This is a genomic window from Kitasatospora sp. NPDC101183, from assembly GCF_044767945.1.
Classification (GTDB): Bacteria; Actinomycetota; Actinomycetes; order Streptomycetales; family Streptomycetaceae; genus Kitasatospora.
The window spans coordinates 26950-43693 of record NZ_JBIWOW010000039.1 but is presented as its reverse complement, the minus strand read 5'-3'; the positions used below and the strand labels follow the sequence as shown (position 1 = coordinate 43693).

General features: G+C 73.6%; 18 protein-coding genes. 13 read left to right on the top strand and 5 right to left on the bottom strand.

The window, feature by feature from the left end:
• Positions 1–48 precede the first annotated feature (48 nt).
• Positions 49–243: a hypothetical protein gene (locus tag ACIRRS_RS35385; RefSeq protein ID WP_402980138.1), complete on the bottom strand. Its 195-nt coding sequence runs from the start codon at positions 241–243 to the stop codon at positions 49–51.
• A gap of 366 nt (positions 244–609) precedes the next feature.
• Between ACIRRS_RS35385 and ACIRRS_RS35380 the strand changes: the two genes are divergently transcribed.
• The 4 genes from ACIRRS_RS35380 (at position 610) to ACIRRS_RS35365 (ending at position 5128) form a co-directional block, all read left to right on the top strand.
• Positions 610–1560 carry a LysR family transcriptional regulator gene (locus ACIRRS_RS35380; RefSeq protein WP_402980135.1) on the top strand — a complete coding sequence of 317 codons (951 nt, stop codon included), beginning with the start codon at positions 610–612 and terminating at the stop codon, positions 1558–1560.
• Between the two features lie 165 nt (positions 1561–1725).
• The gene (locus tag ACIRRS_RS35375; protein ID WP_402980133.1) at positions 1726–4305 is read left to right on the top strand and encodes a collagenase; all 2580 of its coding nucleotides are present in this window, start codon (positions 1726–1728) and stop codon (positions 4303–4305) included.
• A gap of 161 nt (positions 4306–4466) precedes the next feature.
• A complete protein-coding gene (locus ACIRRS_RS35370) occupies positions 4467–4703 on the top strand; it encodes a toxin-antitoxin system HicB family antitoxin (RefSeq protein WP_402980130.1) in 237 nt (78 codons plus the stop codon).
• Positions 4700–5128, top strand: a complete 429-nt coding sequence (locus tag ACIRRS_RS35365) for a fic family toxin-antitoxin system, toxin component (protein WP_402980127.1) — start codon at positions 4700–4702, stop codon at positions 5126–5128. The genes ACIRRS_RS35370 and ACIRRS_RS35365 overlap by 4 nt, the downstream gene beginning before the upstream one ends.
• A gap of 23 nt (positions 5129–5151) precedes the next feature.
• Here ACIRRS_RS35365 and ACIRRS_RS35360 read toward each other — a convergent pair whose 3' ends face one another.
• Complete coding sequence (locus tag ACIRRS_RS35360) at positions 5152–6057, bottom strand: GNAT family N-acetyltransferase (RefSeq protein WP_402980124.1); 906 nt, start codon at positions 6055–6057, stop codon at positions 5152–5154.
• A gap of 262 nt (positions 6058–6319) precedes the next feature.
• Between ACIRRS_RS35360 and ACIRRS_RS35355 the strand changes: the two genes are divergently transcribed.
• The 6 genes from ACIRRS_RS35355 to ACIRRS_RS35330 all read left to right on the top strand — a co-directional run bounded on the left by ACIRRS_RS35355 (position 6320) and on the right by ACIRRS_RS35330 (position 11575).
• The gene (locus ACIRRS_RS35355) at positions 6320–7210 is read left to right on the top strand and encodes a RimK family alpha-L-glutamate ligase (protein ID WP_402980121.1); all 891 of its coding nucleotides are present in this window, start codon (positions 6320–6322) and stop codon (positions 7208–7210) included.
• Positions 7207–7962, top strand: a complete 756-nt coding sequence (locus ACIRRS_RS35350) for a RimK family alpha-L-glutamate ligase (protein ID WP_402980118.1) — start codon at positions 7207–7209, stop codon at positions 7960–7962. The genes ACIRRS_RS35355 and ACIRRS_RS35350 overlap by 4 nt, the downstream gene beginning before the upstream one ends.
• Before the next feature lie 77 nt (positions 7963–8039).
• A complete protein-coding gene (locus ACIRRS_RS35345; RefSeq protein WP_402980115.1) occupies positions 8040–8888 on the top strand; it encodes a putative RNA methyltransferase in 849 nt (282 codons plus the stop codon).
• A 221-nt stretch (positions 8889–9109) separates the two neighbouring features.
• Positions 9110–10363: an AAA family ATPase gene (locus tag ACIRRS_RS35340; RefSeq protein ID WP_402980112.1), complete on the top strand. Its 1254-nt coding sequence runs from the start codon at positions 9110–9112 to the stop codon at positions 10361–10363.
• The gene (locus ACIRRS_RS35335; RefSeq protein ID WP_402980110.1) at positions 10360–10782 is read left to right on the top strand and encodes a nucleotide pyrophosphohydrolase; all 423 of its coding nucleotides are present in this window, start codon (positions 10360–10362) and stop codon (positions 10780–10782) included. Before ACIRRS_RS35340 ends, ACIRRS_RS35335 begins: the two co-directional genes overlap by 4 nt.
• Before the next feature lie 157 nt (positions 10783–10939).
• Complete coding sequence (locus ACIRRS_RS35330; RefSeq protein ID WP_402980107.1) at positions 10940–11575, top strand: DUF6099 family protein; 636 nt, start codon at positions 10940–10942, stop codon at positions 11573–11575.
• A gap of 309 nt (positions 11576–11884) precedes the next feature.
• Here the strand turns inward: ACIRRS_RS35330 and ACIRRS_RS35325 are convergent, their stop codons facing one another.
• Positions 11885–12853: a GlxA family transcriptional regulator gene (locus tag ACIRRS_RS35325; RefSeq protein ID WP_402980105.1), complete on the bottom strand. Its 969-nt coding sequence runs from the start codon at positions 12851–12853 to the stop codon at positions 11885–11887.
• 80 nt (positions 12854–12933) lie between these two features.
• Here ACIRRS_RS35325 and ACIRRS_RS35320 point away from each other — a divergent pair, with 80 nt between their 5' ends.
• A complete protein-coding gene (locus tag ACIRRS_RS35320) occupies positions 12934–13869 on the top strand; it encodes an NADP-dependent oxidoreductase (protein WP_402980158.1) in 936 nt (311 codons plus the stop codon).
• A gap of 7 nt (positions 13870–13876) precedes the next feature.
• Here the strand turns inward: ACIRRS_RS35320 and ACIRRS_RS35315 are convergent, their stop codons facing one another.
• Positions 13877–14104, bottom strand: a complete 228-nt coding sequence (locus ACIRRS_RS35315) for a hypothetical protein (protein ID WP_402980102.1) — start codon at positions 14102–14104, stop codon at positions 13877–13879.
• A gap of 12 nt (positions 14105–14116) precedes the next feature.
• Here ACIRRS_RS35315 and ACIRRS_RS35310 point away from each other — a divergent pair, with 12 nt between their 5' ends.
• The gene (locus ACIRRS_RS35310) at positions 14117–14311 is read left to right on the top strand and encodes a hypothetical protein (RefSeq protein ID WP_402980099.1); all 195 of its coding nucleotides are present in this window, start codon (positions 14117–14119) and stop codon (positions 14309–14311) included.
• A 299-nt stretch (positions 14312–14610) separates the two neighbouring features.
• Positions 14611–15516, top strand: coding sequence for a UTP--glucose-1-phosphate uridylyltransferase (locus tag ACIRRS_RS35305; RefSeq protein ID WP_402980096.1), 906 nt, complete (start codon positions 14611–14613; stop codon positions 15514–15516).
• Positions 15517–15661: 145 nt separating this feature from the next.
• On the opposite strand, the gene dapD is transcribed toward ACIRRS_RS35305, so the two are convergent.
• Positions 15662–16654, bottom strand: coding sequence for a 2,3,4,5-tetrahydropyridine-2,6-dicarboxylate N-succinyltransferase (gene dapD, locus ACIRRS_RS35300; RefSeq protein ID WP_402980093.1), 993 nt, complete (start codon positions 16652–16654; stop codon positions 15662–15664).
• Positions 16655–16744 lie beyond the last annotated feature (90 nt).

Genomic DNA, 16744 nt, shown 5'->3' with positions numbered 1-16744 from the left:
CGGACGAAGGAGGCGGTCACCCCTCGGGGGTGACCGCCTCCTTCGTCGTCAGCCGTTGTGTTCCTCTTCGTCGGCGCTGTGCGGCAGGTCGATGCCGTGCTGCGCGGCGAGGCGCAGGAGCGTGGCGATCCGGCCCTCGTACGCCTGGACGCCGTCGGCGTCGCCTTCGGCCCGGGCCTGCGCGAGGTCCCGTCGGGCCCGGTCGAGCTGCTCGCGCAGCTCCTGGTCGAACATGGCTGTCATCTGCCGGCCTCCACCGGTCGGTGCCGCTCGGGGAACGCTCAGGAGTGTTCGGGATCGTTTCAGGATTGCTCAGGGATATTCAGGGACGTTCAGGGACGTTCAGAGGTGTTCAGAGGTCTTCAGGAGTGTTCAGAGTCCCGGATGGTGAAGGACTCTTCAAGTCTCGCGGCCCCCGGGCGGGGCGCGGGGAACGCCCGGTGAGTGCAATGCGCGGGTAAAAGATGACGCCGGGAGGGCCGATCGGGGCCCGGCGGGGGCTTGACGAGGCAATTCGCCGGGGCGAAGGTAAGCCGCTGACATGTCATGTGTGCCGTTGCACCCCCTCAGGCGGCGGCCGCGTGGCAGTCGTCGCGGAGGGGGAACGTCATGGAGCTGGAGCTGCGGCATCTCCGGGTGCTGTGTGCCATCGCCGACACGGGAAGCGTCGGCCGGGCCGCCGTCCTGCTCGGCGCCTCGCAGCCGGCGACCAGCACCCAGCTGCGCCGGATCGAACGCCACCTCGGGGCGCCGCTGTTCGAGCGGACGGCCGCCGGGGTGGCGCCCACCGGCTTCGGGGTGGAGGTGGTGGCCGCCGCCCGGGAGCTGCTCACCCGGGCCGACTGCCTGGGCCGGCGCCCGGAGAGCGACGCCGGGCCGGCCCCGCGCGAGCTGCGGCTGGCGGCGACCAACTCGCCGATCCTGCCCGGACTGGTGACCAGGGCCCGGCACCAGAGGCCCGGGCAGCGCTTCACCCTGTCCTCCGTCTACCGCTCCTCGGACATCGTCGACCTGCTGGAGCGGGGGGAGGCGGACGCGGCGGTGGCGGTGGACTACCCGGGGCGGGAGCTGCGGCACTCGGAGGCCGTCGCGCACCGGGGCATCGTCACCGAGCCGGCCTTCGTCGCGCTGCCGGCCGGGCACCGGCTGCGCCACCGCACCGAGGTGGCGCTGGTGGACCTCGCGGGGGAGGAGTGGTTCCTGACCCCCGACGACGGCGCGGGCTGGCACCGGGTCTTCCACGGGGCGTGCGCGGCGGCCGGGTTCGCCCCGGCGACGGTGCACGAGTTCCTCGGCGGCCGGCTGGAGCTGCAGGAGATGATCGCGGCCGGACTCGGCGTCTCCGTCGTCCAGGCGACCACCCGGCCGCTGGCCGACGTGGTGGTCAAACCCCTGGTGGGGACGCCGATCTGGGTGCGCCAGCTGCTGGTGTGGCGACCGGCCGGGGTGGGCCGGGAGGTCGTGGAGACGCTCTTCGGGGCGGCGGCCGCGGCGTACCGGGACCTCATCGCGGCGGCGCCGACCTTCCAGGCCTGGGCGGCGCGGACGTACCGCTCGTAGCGGGGCCGGTCATGATTCCGCCTGCGGTGTTATGGCCATCGGCGCTCATGTCATATGACCTGTGACATTGTTCCGACCTTCGGCCGCTGGCAGGATCATGACCGTTCCCCCACCCCTCCCCGCACGGCCTCCCGCGCCTCCCCCCACAGGAGAAGGACCCCACCAGTGCGCCATCGGATACCCCTCCCCACCCTGGTCGCCGGCCTCGTCGCCGGCTGTTGCGCCGCCGCCACCCTGCTGCCGGTGTCGGCCTTCGCCGCCCCCTCTTCCGCCGGCAGGCCGGCTGCCGGCGGTACGGCGAAGGCCGACCCCGGCTCCGTCGCCCCCAAGCCGCTCGGCGCCTTCCTCACGGCCTCCCCCTCCACCGAGGAGGCCGCGCCCGTCGCGGCCCCGCTGCCGCCGGCGCTGCTCGGACAGGTCGTCATGGGCCAGCCGGCCGGCACCACCGTGCAGACCTCGGCCCGTCCGGGCAAGGCCGCCCAGGCGGCGGCGCCCCGGGCCATGGCCCGTACGGCGGCCGCGAGTTGCGCCCCGTCGGACTTCGGCGGCCGCAGCGGGGACGCCCTGGTCTCGTTCCTCACCGGGTCGAGCACCGACTGCGTCAGCACCCTGTTCAACGTCACCGGCACGGACGCGGGCAGCATCTTCAAGGAAGACAAGATGCTCACCGTCACCAAGGCCCTCCAGAGCCAGGCGGCGACGTACCCGGGCGACAACTCCACCGGCATCCTGCAGCTGGTGCTCTTCCTGCGGGCCGGCTGGTTCGTGCAGTCCAACAACGCGGACGTGGTGGGCCCGTACGACGGGGCGCTCACCACGGCCTCGCGCGGGGCGCTCGACGCGTTCTTCGCGAGCCCGCACCGCAAGGACGTCAGCGACGCCAACGGCACGGTGCTCAACGAGGTCATCGTCCTCACCGACAGCGCCAACGTGCAGGGCAACTACCTGGACGTCTACAAGCAGGTGCTGAACTCGTACGACAACTCGTACAACGCGTTCCCGAAGATGCTCAAGGCCGTCAACGCCGTGCTCTCCGCGCCGCTGTGGCGCGGCAACTGGAACCCGGACTTCGCCGCCGCCGTCGCCGCGGACCCGAGCGTCGCCACCGCGCTGGGCGACTTCGCGCTCGGCCACAAGGACCTGCTCGGCACGGCCAACTCCTACCTCGACGTCAACGCGGGCAACGACCTCGGCCGGATGGCCGGCGACGGCCCGGCGGTCGAGGCGGCCGTCAAGGACAAGGTCAAGGCCGTCCTCGACGGCGCGCAGATCACCGGCGTCACCGGCCCGCTGTACGTCCACACCGCGTTCCAGGCCAACTACTACGACGGCGGCCTGTGCTCGTACTACGGCACCTGCGACCTGCCGGCGAAGCTGACCGCGGCCGTGCTGCCCAACCAGCTGGTCTGCGACAACCGCACCATCCTGACCGAGGCGCTCTCGCCCGCCGACCTCGCCGCCGTCTGCACCAGCCTGCGCGGCGAGGACACCTTCTTCCACAACCTGGTGAAGGACAACGGCCCGATCCCCGGCCAGTACGACAAGAACATCACGCTGGCGGTCTTCGCCAACCAGGCCGACTACCTGACGTACTCCTGGGCGATCTTCAACAACTCCACCGACAACGGCGGACAGACCGTCATGGACCCGACGGACCCGAACAACCGGGCCGTGTGCGTGATGTACCAGAAGGCGTGGAACGACGGCTTCACCGCCAACGTGTGGAACCTCAACCACGAGTACACGCACTACCTCGACAACATCTACGACCTCAAGGGCAACTTCTCCACCGAGATCTCCGTCCCGGACATCTGGTGGATCGAGGGCGTCGCCGAGTACGAGTCCTACGCGTACCGCGGCACCACCGACACCCAGGCGATGGCCGAGGCCGCCAAGCACACGTACAAGCTCAGCACGATCTTCCAGAACACCTACGGCAACTCCGACACCGTGCGGACCTACCCGTGGGGCTACCTGGCCGTCCGGTACATGTTCGAGAAGCACCCGAACGACGTCTCCACCATGCTCGGCCACTTCCGCACCGGTGACTACCAGGGCGGCTACGCGGTCTACAACGGCCTCGGCACCTCCTACGACGCCGACTTCGACGCCTGGCTGGACGGCTGCGCCTCCGGCGCCTGCTACGCGGCCGGCCCGACCGCGCTGTTCGGCCAGTCCGTCAACGGCGCGACCGTCACCCTGACCGACAAGTCCGTGCAGACCGGCTCCGGCCGGATCGCCTCCTGGCACTGGACCTTCGGCGACGGCACCTCCTCCGACGAGCAGAACCCGAGCCACACCTACGCGGCCAAGGGCACCTACACCGTCGCGCTGACCGCCACCGACGACACCGGCCGCACCGCCAGCACCCCGGCGAGCGTCACCGTCACCACCGGCGGCGGCACCACCACCCCGCCGACCTGCACCGACCCGCGCACCGACGCGCTCGGCAAGAACTGCTCCCGCCCGGGTCTGTCCGCCACGGCCGGCAGCCTGAAGTACTTCTACGTCTACCTGCCGGCCGGCACCAGCACCCTGAAGATCACCACCACCGGGGGCACCGGCAGCGCCTACCTGTACTACAGCGACTCCACCTGGGCCTCGCAGAACTCCTTCACCGCCTCCTCGACGAACGCCGGGACGGCGCAGAGCATCACGGTCAGCAACCCGACCTCCGGGTACCGCTACGTGAGCCTCTACGCGAACACCGACTTCAGCGGCGTGACGGTCAGCACCCAGTTCTGATCCGCTTCGATCGAGCGGGGCCGGGTCCTTCGCGGACCCGGCCCCTTCGCACGTGTCGGGGCGCCGGATGACGGGCAGGTTGCACAGGGGCGTGCGGGAGGTGTGCGGGCGGTGTGCGCGCGCCCTTGTTGTGCTAGCACAACGGCGCTAGCTTGAAGGGCATGGGGAAGAAGCAGCTGAACGTGAGGGTCGACGCCACGACCGCTGAGATGGCCCGGGAACGGGCGGAGCAGCAGGGGATCAGCATGAACCAGTACATCGAGCGCCTCGTCCAGCAGGACATGGGCGAGTCCGGACGTGCCTTCGTCGACGCCGCCGCCCAGTTCATGAAGGAGTACGAGACGGCGTTCCTCGCCGAGTTCTCGGAGCCGGGCGACCTCCAGGACGTGCGCCGTTGAAGCTGGAGGTCGACCTCTCGTGGCTGCTCATGACCGCCGAGCAGTACACGCCCGGTGACCCGCAGGTCACCGACTACGGCTCGCTGCTGGCGGCCGTCACCCGGCACCAGGCGGAGATCTTCGACATCGCCGTCTACCCCGAACCGCAGGACCGCGCCGCCGCGTTGATGCACCAGCTGATCCGGGTGCCGGCGCTGGAGAAGACCAACGAGCTGTTCGCCACCGCCGTCGCGTACGCCTACCTCGTCGCCAGCGGCTGCACCGTGGCCACCACCGCGCGCGAGGTGCGCAGCCTGTCCCGGGCGATCCGGGAGGGGCGGCTCGGGGTGTCGGGGGTCGCGGAGCGGCTGGCGGCCTGGGTGGTGGACGAGGCCGAGGGGGAGGGGGTCAGCGGGGCGGAGGACGAGGACGAGGACGACGACTGAGCAGCCGCCGTCCTCGGGTCCTCCTAGGCCTCCGGGGCGGGTGCGGGCTCGGCGATGAGGGCCGTCGCGAACGGGCGGAAGCCGATGCGGCGGTAGATCCGGGCCACGTCCTCGTCGGAGGCGGACAGGAAGACCGTCCGGACGCCGTTCGCCCGGGCGTGGTGCACCAGCGCCTCCGTGACGGCCAGGCCCAGGCCCTGGCGGCGGGCCGCCGGGAGGGTGCCCACGCCGACGACCTCGGTGACGGCGCCGACCGGGTTGTGCTGGCCGGCGCAGAGCACGACGGCGGCGCTGTCGGCTTGTTGGACGGCGGCCTGCTGGACGGCGGTCCGTTGGACGGCGGCGGCCAGGGCGGTGGCGCCCGAGGCGATCCGGCCCGAAGTCCGCTCCACCCAGCCCTCGGCCGTCAACTTCTCTGCCGTCGCGGCCAGTTCGGCCGTCCCCGCCGTGCCGACGGCCGTCCCCGGCTCGCCGAAGGCCAGGTGCGGGACGGCGACGGCGATCGCCAACTCCGGTGCGTCGGCGGCCAGGACGCGCACCTCGACGCCCTCCGGCGCCCCCGGCACCGCGGCCGGCTCGTCCTGCGGGCCCAGCACCAGCAGCGGGTGCTCGTGCACCGTCAGGCCCGCCGCCTCCACCGCCGCGCGCAGCTCCGGGTTGCGCTCGGCCACCCACTCGAAGGCCTCCGGCACGCCCAACTCGCGCTGACGGGCCAGCACTTCGCGTACGCCCTCGACCGTGACGGCCGGGCCGCCGTGGTCGGGGTTGGGACGGGCGTAGAACGGCCAGCCCGAACCCTCGCGGACGAACAGGGTCAGCGGGCCGAAGTCCTCGGCGCGGGCACCGCCGCGCGGCACGGCGTCGTAGTAGCGCTCGATCTCGTCCAGCAGGGGGCGGTCGGCGTCGTGTTCATGATCGAAGGTGGTCACGCACTGCATCCAAGCAGGCGCGGGAACGGACCGCCACCACTTTGGGCGGCTCCGGCGGAACCCGTCTGACCGGGGATCTTTGGACTTCCTTGGGGAGTTCTTGGGGTGCCGATTGTTGCCGAACGCTTACGTGCTCGCGGTGATCTTGCGGGGAGGGCGCGTGGCATGCTTTGGCCCTCACCGCACCGCCGGGGGGACGGCGCGGGCGGCGTCGAGCGGCGGAAGAACCGGACGACCGAAGGATCAGGGGGACGTCAGGCCCATGAGGCTCTGCTTTCTGGTGGAGGAGCACTACCGGCGCGACGGCATGCCACTGGACGTGGCGCGCCGGCTGACCGCGTGGGGGCACCGGGTGGACGTGCTGCGCCCCGGCGACACGCTGCTGGCGGTCTCCGAGGCCGTCCGGGCCGGCAGCCACGACGCGTGGGTGCTCAAGACCGTCTCCGGCGGCCCCGGGCTGACCCTGCTGGAGGCGGCCGCGGCCGTGGGCCTGACCACCGTCAACGACGTCCGCTCCATCAGGGGCGTGCGGGACAAGGCGCTCGCCGCCGTCATCGCCCGCACCCGCGGACTGCCCGTCCCCGTCACGTACGCGGCGGCGCGGTGGGAGCGCCTCGCCGAGATACCCGCCGCCGAGTACCCGCTGGTCGTCAAGCCCGCGGACGGCAGCTCCGGGCGGGCCGTCCACCTCGTCGCGCACCCGGAGCAGATGGCCGCGCTCGGGCCGGCGCTCGCGGGGGAGGGGCTGCTGATCGCGCAGCCGTACGTGCCCAACTCGGGGACGGACCTGAAGGTGTACAGCGTCGACGGGGAGCTGTTCGCGACGCAGCGCGCCTCGCCGCTGCACCCCGGGCAGGGGGTGCGGGAGAGACGGGTGCCGCTTCCGGCGGAGGTCGCGCGGATCGCGGCGCAGGTCGGGGAGGTGTTCGGGCTCGACCTGTACGGGGTCGACGTGCTGCTCGGGCCGGACGGGCCCGTGGTGGTGGACGTCAACGACTTCCCGAGCTTCCGGCAGGTGCCGGACGCGGTGGACAGGGTGGCGCGGGCGGTGCTGCGGCTGGCGCGCAGCGGGACGGCGGTGTCGGTGCCGGGGTCGCCCGGGGCCCTCGTGCCCGAGCTCGGGGCGTACGGGCCGCTGGGGGCGGCGCTGTGAGGGTTGGGCTGATCGCTGTCGACCCGGGGCACCCGGTGCTCGCGGCGACCGCCGACCTGCTGGCGCGGCGGGGGCACGAGGTCGTGCGGGTCGAGGGGGAGGGGGCGGCGGTGGACGTCTGCCTGCTCAAGGCGCACGGGCCCCGATTCCTGGCGCTGGCACGGGAGCTGGAGGGGCGCGGTGTGCCGGTGGTCAACTCGGCGGCGGCCACGGAACTCTGCCAGGACCGGGTGCTGATGGCGCGGCGGGCCCGGGAGGGCGGGCTGCCGTTCGTGGCGACCGCCGACGGAGGGCGGATGGGCGAACTCGCCTTCCCCGGAGAGTCGTTCGTGGTGAAGAGCCGGCACAGCCGGCGCGGGGACCTCGTCGCGCGGGTCGACGACGAGGCCGGGCTGCGGGCGCTGGCCGAGCAGTGGGCGCAGGAGCCCGTCGTCGTCCAGCCGTTCGTCGCGGGGACGGGGTGGGACCAGAAGCTGTGGGTCGTCGACGGGCGGGTCTTCGCGGCGAGGCGCCGCTCCGAACTCGCGCCCGCCGCCGAGCCGCCCGGCGGGCGGTGGGAGCCGCCGGCCGAACGGGCGGAGCTCGCGCTGCGGGCCGGGGAGGTGTTCGGGCTCGACGTGTACGGGGTCGACCTGCTGGACGGGCCCGAGGAGGCGGTCGTCGTCGACGTCAACGCCTTCCCCGGGATCCGCGGCCAGGACGGCGCGCCCGAGGCCCTCGCCGCCCTGGCCGTACGGGTCGCGGCATCCTGATCGGCGGGCACATAGGCTGGCCGCTCAGGCCCCGGACCGTACGGTCGCCGGAGCGGACGGCGAGAGAAGACGGAACGTTGCTGCAGGACATCGAGCGCTACCTGGCCTGCCCCCACTGCGCGCAGGGCCTCGCCCTGCACGGGCGGGCGCTGCGCTGCGCCGCCGGGCACAGCTTCGACCTCGCCAAGCAGGGGTACGTCAGCCTCCTCGCCGGGGACGCGCACACCGGTACCGGCGACACGGCGGACATGGTGGCGGCCCGGGGCGACTTCCAGGCGGGCGGGCACTACCGGCCGATCGCGGAGGCGCTGGCCGCCGAGGCGTCCTCCGCCGCCGAGGCGTCCTCCGCCGCAGGGGCGGAGCTGGTCGCCGACCTCGGGGCCGGGACGGGGTACTACCTGGCGCACGTCCTCGACGCCCTGCCCGGCGCGGCCGGGGCCGCGCTCGACATCTCCAAGTTCGCGCTGCGGCGCGCCGCCAGGGCCCACCCCCGGATCGGCGCGGTGGTCTGCGACGCCTGGCGCCCGCTGCCGCTGGGCGACGGGTGCGCCGACCTGATGCTGAACGTCTTCGCCCCGCGCAACGGCCCCGAGATCCGGCGCGTCCTGCGCCCCGGCGGGAGCCTGTTGCTGGTCGCGCCGACCGAGCGGCACCTGCGTGAACTCGTCGGCGCGCTGGGGCTGTTGTCGGTGGACGAGGACAAGCAGCGGCGGATCGAGGAGAAGCTCGGACCGTACCTGACGCCGGTCGGGCGGCGGGAGGTGGAGTTCACGATGCGGCTCGGGGCACAGGACGTGCGGACGGTCGTCGGGATGGGGCCCAGCGCCTGGCACACCGACCCGGGGCGGCTGGAGGCGGCGCTGGCCGGGCTCGCGGAGCCCGTCGAGGTGACGGCGTCGGTGACGGTCGCGCGGTACCGGCGCTGAGCGTCGCCGGTTCGGGGCGGCGGGTGCCACGTTGGGATGAATCTGCAGGTGCCCCGGCCGGGCCGGAACGTTTCGGCCGTCGGGAGCGCGCGGGGCCCGCGGCTAACGTCCGGGGCGTGAACCGCGACGCTGGTCGGCTTGCTGCGCCGGCCCACCCCCGACCGTCCGTCCCGGAGCCGGGCCCGGATCCTCTTCGGCCGCCCGAGACCTCCTCGCCGTCCGTGCCGCGGCCGACCCTGGAACGGCTGCGGCTGGCCTCCTTCAAGTCCTACCGGCGCGCGACGCTGCCGCTCGCGCCCCTCACGGTGCTGCACGGGCCCGCCGGGGTCGGCAAGTCCAACGCGCTCGACGCGCTGGCCGTCCTGTCCCGGCTGGCCCTCGGCGAGGAGATCACCGACACCTTCGACGGGCTGCCCGACCGGCCCGGCCCGCTCGCCACGCCCGTGCGAGGCGGCCTCGACGGGTGCCTCCCGCACGGCGGCGCGGCCATCGGGCTCGGCTGCACCGTCCGGTCGCCGCACGGGCTGATCGGGCTCGACCTCGTCATCCGCACCGACGAGCCCGTGCGGATCGTGCGCGAGACCCTCACCCTCGACGGCCGGACCCTCGTCGACACCGGCGAGCAGGACCTCAAGCGGCGGCGCGTCAACGTCTGCTGGCACAACGACAGCCGCCAGGGCGACATCCGGGCGCCGCTGCCCAGCGGCAGCATGATCACCGCGCAGCTGCCGCTGCGGGTCGCGGGCTCCTCGCGCGGCGAGCGCATGGTCCTCGCCGCCGCCGAGGACCTCCTCACCGCGCTGCGCGAGGTCTTCCCGCTCCACCCCGTACCCGCCCTCATGCGCGGCTGGGCCCGGGCCGACCCGAACGCCCGGCTGCGCAGCAACGCCGCCAACATCTCCGCCGTCGTCGACCGGCTCAGCAACGAGTGCCCGCGCCGGTACGGGAAGCTGCTGCGGGCGGCGCAGGCCGCGGCGCCGTACTCGCTGCTCGGGCTCGACCTCGACCACCGCGACAGCGCCGGCGGGCGGCGGGTGCTCGCCGTCTTCGACGAGGGGCTGCGCGGGCGCACCCGGGCCGACCAGGCCTCGGACGGGATGCTCCGGCACCTCGCGTTCGCGGCGGTGCTGCTCACGGGGGCCGGGGTGCTCGACCTGGACGTGGCCGCGGAAGTGCCGTGGGCGCACCGGCAGTTGACGGTGCTGGCGGAGGACCTCGGGGCGGGGCTCTCCACCGAGCAGGCGGGCTCGCTGCTGCGGCTGGCGCGGGACATGGCGGGGCGCAACCAGCTGCGGGTCGTGGCGGCACTGCAGGAGCCGCAGGCGGCGCGGGAGGCGGTGGCGGACGGAGCCGGCGCGGGGGGCGTGGTGCTGGTGGAGTGCCGGCGCGATCCGGCGTCCGGGCTGACGGTGCTGCGGCCGGAGTCGCCGGGGCGGGTGCCGGGGCAGCGGGATGCGGTAGACCTGGGGGAATGAGCGAACGAGTGACGGAGCCGGCGGCCCCCGGCGGTGCGCCGACCCTGGAGGAGCTGCGGCAGCGGCTGGTGGACTTCGCGGCGGCGCGGCGGTGGGAGCCGTTCCACACGCCGAAGAACCTGGCGGCGGCGCTGAGCGTGGAGGCGGGCGAGCTGCTGGAGATCTTCCAGTGGCTCACGCCCGAGGAGGCGGCCGGGGTCATGTCCGAGCCGGAGCGGGCGCACCGGGTGCGCGACGAGGTCGCGGACGTGCTCGCGTACCTGGTGCAGTTCTGCACGGCCGTCGGGGTGGATCCGTTGGAGGCGCTCGCGGCCAAGATCGAGCGCAACGAGCACCGCTTCCCGGTACCGGAGGCCCCCGGCGTCAACACGGACGTCAACCGGGACGTCAACCGGGACGTGGGCGATCAACCCTTGTAGGGGACGGAAGTTATCCACACCCCCGGGTTGTCCACAGGATCCGGAATGGTGGATGCGCAGGCCCGCCGATTTCCGCACGCTTTCGCCGTGACCACCCGAACCGCCGCCCGGCGGTGGCGGTGGTCGACGGCGAAGGCGAGCGAGAGGAGCGGTGGCCATGGAGGCGCTGCGACTGATCAAGACGGCCAGGCACGCGCTGGCCGAGGCCCGGCACGTCCCCGACGTCCTGGCGGAGGCGCGGCAGGCCGCGCTGCTGACGGAGGCGGTGGGGGCCCGGCTGGCGGACCTGGACGACGAGGAGCTGACGGCCCTGGGCCAGCAGCTCTCCGAGGCGGGCGCGCACGCGGCCGTCTGCCTGGACCGGTCCGTCCTGCGGGCCGCCCTGGTGAGCGGCGGGCGGGTCGGGAGGCTCACCGAACTCGGTGCGCTGGTGCCGATGCTGGGGGCGCTGGACGGGCTGCTGGGGGACGTCGGGGAGACGCTGGTGGTGCTGGCCTGCGGGGCCGACACCGAGAGCCTCTACTGGACGTGCATCGACGGCGTGGACGCGGTGTCGGACTGCCGGGACCTGGCCGGTCGGCTGCGGGAGGCGGCACGCCGCTCCGGGGCCTGCGCCGAGGCCGAGGAGGTGTCGGCGCTCGGCGGGGCGGAGCCGCAACGGGCCGGCCGGGGGTCACCCTTACTCGTGGTCCGGCTCGGCCCGCCGGGTGAGAAGGCGCGGGAGGAGGCGCCGCCGGGCCGTCAGGTGCCCGGCGTGGCCGGGGCTTCGGAGGTGTCGCTGCTGGCGGGGTAGCCGGAGGAACGGAGCTCGGCGGGGAATCGGAAGGGGAAACCGAGTGGGGGCCCCGCGCCGCGATCTCGCGGCGCGGGGCCCGTGAGAAGCACCGGAGGCCTCCCGGCACGCGTTGCAGCAGCAGGCACCCGACAGCGCCCTTGCCGGGCCCGCGCCCCGACGCGGGCCCGGCGCCGGGAACGCCGTGCGCCCGGGAGGCCCAGGAGCGAGCATCAGGCCCAGGAGCGGGCATCACGCCCGGGAGCGGGTATCACGCCCGGGAGCACCGGCTTTCCGCGCCGCGAGACGACAGAAGAACTCCCGCAGCAATCAGCCCTGGAACGTGCGCCGGTACACGCCGGGCGGGACGCCGATCGCGGTGTTCAGGTGCTGCCGCAGGGAGGCGCCGGTGCCGAAGCCGACCCGCTCGGCGATCCGGTTGACGGGCAGGTCGCTGCTCTCCAGCAGGTGCCGGGCCAGGTCGACGCGCTGCTGGGTGAGCCACTGCCCGGGGCTCAGTCCGACCTCGGCCCGGAAGCGGCGGGTGAACGTGCGCCGGCTCATGCCCGCGTGGTCGGCCAGGTCGGCGAGTTGGAGCGGTTCGTGGAGCCTGTCGAGCGCCCAGGCACGGGTCCGCGACGTCCCGGCGTCCGAGCTGTGCGGCACCGGCCGTTCGACGTACTGGGCCTGCCCGCCCTCGCGCTGCGGCGGGACGACGCACCTGCGGGCGACGTGGTTGGCGACGGCGCTGCCGTGGTCTGAGCGGATCAGGTGCAGGATCAGGTCGATGCCGGCCGCTGCCCCGGCCGAGGTGAGCACCCGGCCGGAGTCCACGAACAGGACGTCGGGGGCGAGTTCGACCTCCGGGAACAGCCGCCGGAAGCGGTCGCTGTGGTGCCAGTGGGTGGCGGCGGCCCGGCCGTCGAGCAGGCCGACGGCCGCGAGGAGGAAGGTGGTGATGCAGATGCCCGCGATCCGGGTCTCGGGCCGGATGAGGGCCATCGCCTCGGCCGCCCGGCGCGGCAGGGTGTCCGGGCCGGAGATCTCGGCGAACTCCTGGGAGGCGGGGATCACCACGGTGTCGGCCTGGGCCAGCACGGCGGCGTCGTGCTCGACGGCGATCGAGAAGTCGGCGGCCGTCCGGACCGGCTTCCCGTCCGGCGAGCAGGTGACCACCTCGTAGAGCGGTCGGCCGTCGGGGTCCGTCGCCACGCCGAAGAGCCTGGAGGCGAGGCTCAGCTCGAAGGGGATGACCCCGTCCAGGGCCAGGACGACGACACGATGTACGGCACCAGGCATGGCCCGATCCTTGCACATCATGACCTTCGGGCCGCTATCTGCGCAGCTCGGCGCCGAGCGATCCTTTCCGCATGACCACGATGAAGGCAATCACCCAGCAGACCTACGGCGGCACCGATGTCCTCACGGAGGTGGAACTGGACCGCCCGACGCCCGGCCCCTCCGAGGTGCTGGTGCGCGTCCACGCGGCGGGCATGAACCCGACCGACTGGAAGCACCGCCAGTACGCGGGCCTCGTCGGCCGCCTGCCCCTGGTGCTCGGCTGGGACGTCTCGGGCGTCGTCGCGGCCGTCGGCCTCGGCGTGACGATCCACGAGGTCGGCGACGAGGTCTTCGGCATGCTGCCCTATCCGGATGGCGTCGGCTCCTTCGCCGAGTACGTGGTCGCCCCCGCCCGCGCGCTGGTTCGCAAGCCGGCGGGCGTCGACCACGTCCAGGCGGGCGCGATCCCGCTGGCCGCGCTGACCGCCTGGCAGGCCCTGGTCGACGCGGCGGACGTCGAGCCGGGCCAGCGAGTCCTGGTCCACGCGGCCGCGGGCGGTGTCGGCCACCTCGCCGTGCAGATCGCCAAGACGCGCGGCGCGTACGTGATCGGCACCGCCAGCGCCGCGAAGCACGCGCTGCTGCGCGAGTTGGGCGCCGACGAGCTGATCGACTACCGCAGCGAGGACTTCGCCGCGATCGCCCCGGTCGACGTCGTCCTCGACGCCATCGGCGGCGACACGGCAACCCGCTCCCTCGCCGCCCTGAAGCCGGGCGGCCGACTGGTCACGATCGCCCTCAGCTCGCTGCCCGCCGACCTCGCCGAGCAGGCCGCCGCCCACGGCGTGCGCCTCCACCCGCTGCTCGTGGAGGCCGACCAGGCCGGCATGCTGGCCATCGCCGAACTGGTCACCGCCGGAAAGCTGCGCGCCGTCGTCGAGGCGACGTTCCCCCTGGACCGGGCCGCCGAGGGCCACGCCCTGGGTGACACCGGCCGCGTCACCGGCAAGATCGTCCTCACCGTCACCGAGTAGGGCTCGTTCACCGCTGTCCGCAGGTGCCGGTGAAGTCCGGAGAGGCCGCCGGCGGCCAGCCGGGCGGCGCTGCGAAGCCGGCGCAGAGCAGGCGGATGCTCCGGGTGAACTTCTCGTCCTGGCTCGGGCGCGGTGCCGACGGGTCCATCAGCAGGGGGAACCGCGCACGCAACTCCGCGTAGAGCTCGGCGGTGACGGTCGGCGGCGCGGCGGGCTGGTTCTGCTCCTGGAGCACGAAGCCGGTGACGTGGCTGAGCAGGGTGTCGGCGGCGATGGCGCAGTGGTCGGCGGATCCGGCTGGTGGCGCGAGTTCACCTCGGTGTTCATGCAGAACGGCGGCCTCTTCGGAGGCCTGTGGAACCTCGTCACCCTCGCCGCGGCGGCATGGGCCGTCCGCCGTCAGGTCCGCCAGGGCCGCCCGGCCCCGAGCCGGACGGCCTGACCCGGAACACGACGAAGGGCCCCGACCGGCGAACCGGTCGGGGCCTTTCGTCTGCCGACGCGCCAAGGGCAAAAGTTGGCCCCATGTGCCAGAGCACGCAAGGCCCGTCGCTGTCGAAGGGCCAAGTTTGGCCCCAGGCCACCCCAGCACGACCCCGTCAACCCCGCGCCCCCTGTTGGGCCGAGCGTGCGAAGGTGTTCAACTCCCCGCCCCCCGACGGTGAATGATCGTGCCCGAGCCGTTGGTAGCGTCGACGGCTGAGTGAGTGTCAGCCAAGCGAAAGCGCGAAAGAGGGTCACATGGCTCCCAAGACGATCCGCCGAGCCGTCATCCCGGCGGCCGGGCTCGGTTCCCGGCTGCTGCCCCTGACCAAGGCGACGCCGAAGGAGATGCTGCCGGTCGGCGACAAGCCGGTGATCGAGCACACCGTCCGCGAGCTGGTGGACTCCGGGGTCACCGACATCACGATCGTCGTCTCCGGCGACAAGAGCCTGATCCAGGAGCACTTCCGCCCCAACCCGGTGCTGGTCGACCAGCTGCGCCGCGACGGCAAGACGGCCTTCGCGGACGCCGTCGAGGAGATCGGGGAGCTGTCCCGCAAGGGGCACATCAGCTACCTGTACCAGCAGGGCCCGTACGGCAACGGCACGCCGGTGCTGAACGCGGCGCGCCACTTCGGGGACGAGCCGTTCCTGGTCCTGTGGCCGGACGACGTGTTCGTGGCCGAGGTGCCCCGCGCGCAGCAGCTGATCCGGGCGTACGAGCAGACCAACGCGCCGGTGCTCGCGCTGATGCCGATGGCGCCCGAGGACTCGTACCGCTACGGCGTGCCGGTGGTGAAGGAGGACCTCGGCAGCGGATCGGTGCGCATCAGCGGCCTGGTGGAGAAGCCGAAGCCGGTCGACGCGCCGTCCGAGTACGCGGCCATCGGCGGCTACGTGATCACCCCGGGCATCGTCGACGAGATCCGCGAACTCACCCGCCGCTGGCACGAGAAGCCGGAGGACGAGGTCTACCTGACCGACGCCATCAACGCCTACGCCTCCCGCCGCGCCGTCTACGGCCAGGTCATCGACGGCACCTGGTACGACACCGGCAACCCGGCCGCCTACCTGCGCGCCCAGTTCGCCGCGGCCCTCGCCGACCCCGAGTACGGCCCCGACCTGCGCCGCCTCGCGGCCGGGCTGTCCCCCGACGCGGAGTGAAACCCCGCCTCGGAGCGAGCCCCCGACGCGGAGTGACCCGCCTCGGAGCGAACCCCCGTCGCCCGACCGGGTGAAGCGGGCGCACGACAACGGGCCCGGCCACCGCGTGAGCGGCGGCCGGGCCCGAAGTGGCCTACGGCAGGCGTCAGTTGTGCGCGTGCAGGTCCGCGTTCAGCCCGCCCCAGGAACCGGAGCGCGCGATGACCTCGACCGCGCCGGTCTGCGAGTTGCGGCGGAACAGCAGGTTGTCCTGCCCCGACAGCTCGACGGCCTTGGCCACCGTGCCGTCCGGGGTGGTGACCCGGGTCCCGGCGGTGACGTACAGGCCGGCCTCGACCACGCAGTCGCTGCCCAGCGAGATGCCGATGCCGGCGTTGGCGCCGAGCAGGCAGCGCTCGCCGACCGAGACGACCTGCTTGCCGCCGCCGGAGAGGGTGCCCATGATCGAGGCGCCGCCGCCGATGTCGCTGTGGTCGCCGACGACGACGCCCGCGCTGATGCGGCCCTCGACCATCGAGGTGCCCAGCGTGCCGGCGTTGAAGTTGACGAAGCCCTCGTGCATCACGGTGGTGCCGGCGGCCAGGTGGGCGCCCAGGCGCACGCGGTCGGCGTGGGCGATGCGCACCCCGGTCGGGGCGACGTAGTCGGTCATGCGCGGGAACTTGTCGATCCCGTAGACGGCCAGCTGGCCGCCCTCGGCGCGCACCGCGAGGCGGGCCCGCTCGACCTGGTCCACCGCGACGGGGCCGATGCTGGTCCACGCGACGTTGGCGAGCAGCCCGAAGATGCCGTCCAGGTTCTGCCCGTGGGGCTGGATCAGGCGGTGGCTGAGCAGGTGCAGCCGCAGGTAGACGTCGTGGGTGTCGAGCGGCTTCTCGTCGAGCGAGGCGATGGTGGTGCGCACGGCGACCACCTCGACGCCCCGGCGGGCGTCGGCGCGCAGCGCGGCGGCAGCGCCGGCGCCGAGCTCGGCCTCGGCCTGCTCGGCGGTCAGCCGCACGGTGCCGGCCGGGCCGGGCTCGGCGGCCAGCGCGGGCGCGGGGTACCAGGTGTCGAGGACGGTGCCGTCGGCGGCGATGGTGGCCAGGCCGGCGGCCACGGCCCCGTTCGGACGGGAAGAGGCGGTTTCAGCAGTCACACCGAGCACGGTAACCAATGCGGGGGCCCGCTGCCGACCACGCCCGGTGGACGGACGCCGCGCGGGCGTGCGCGGGCCGCCGGAGGAAGA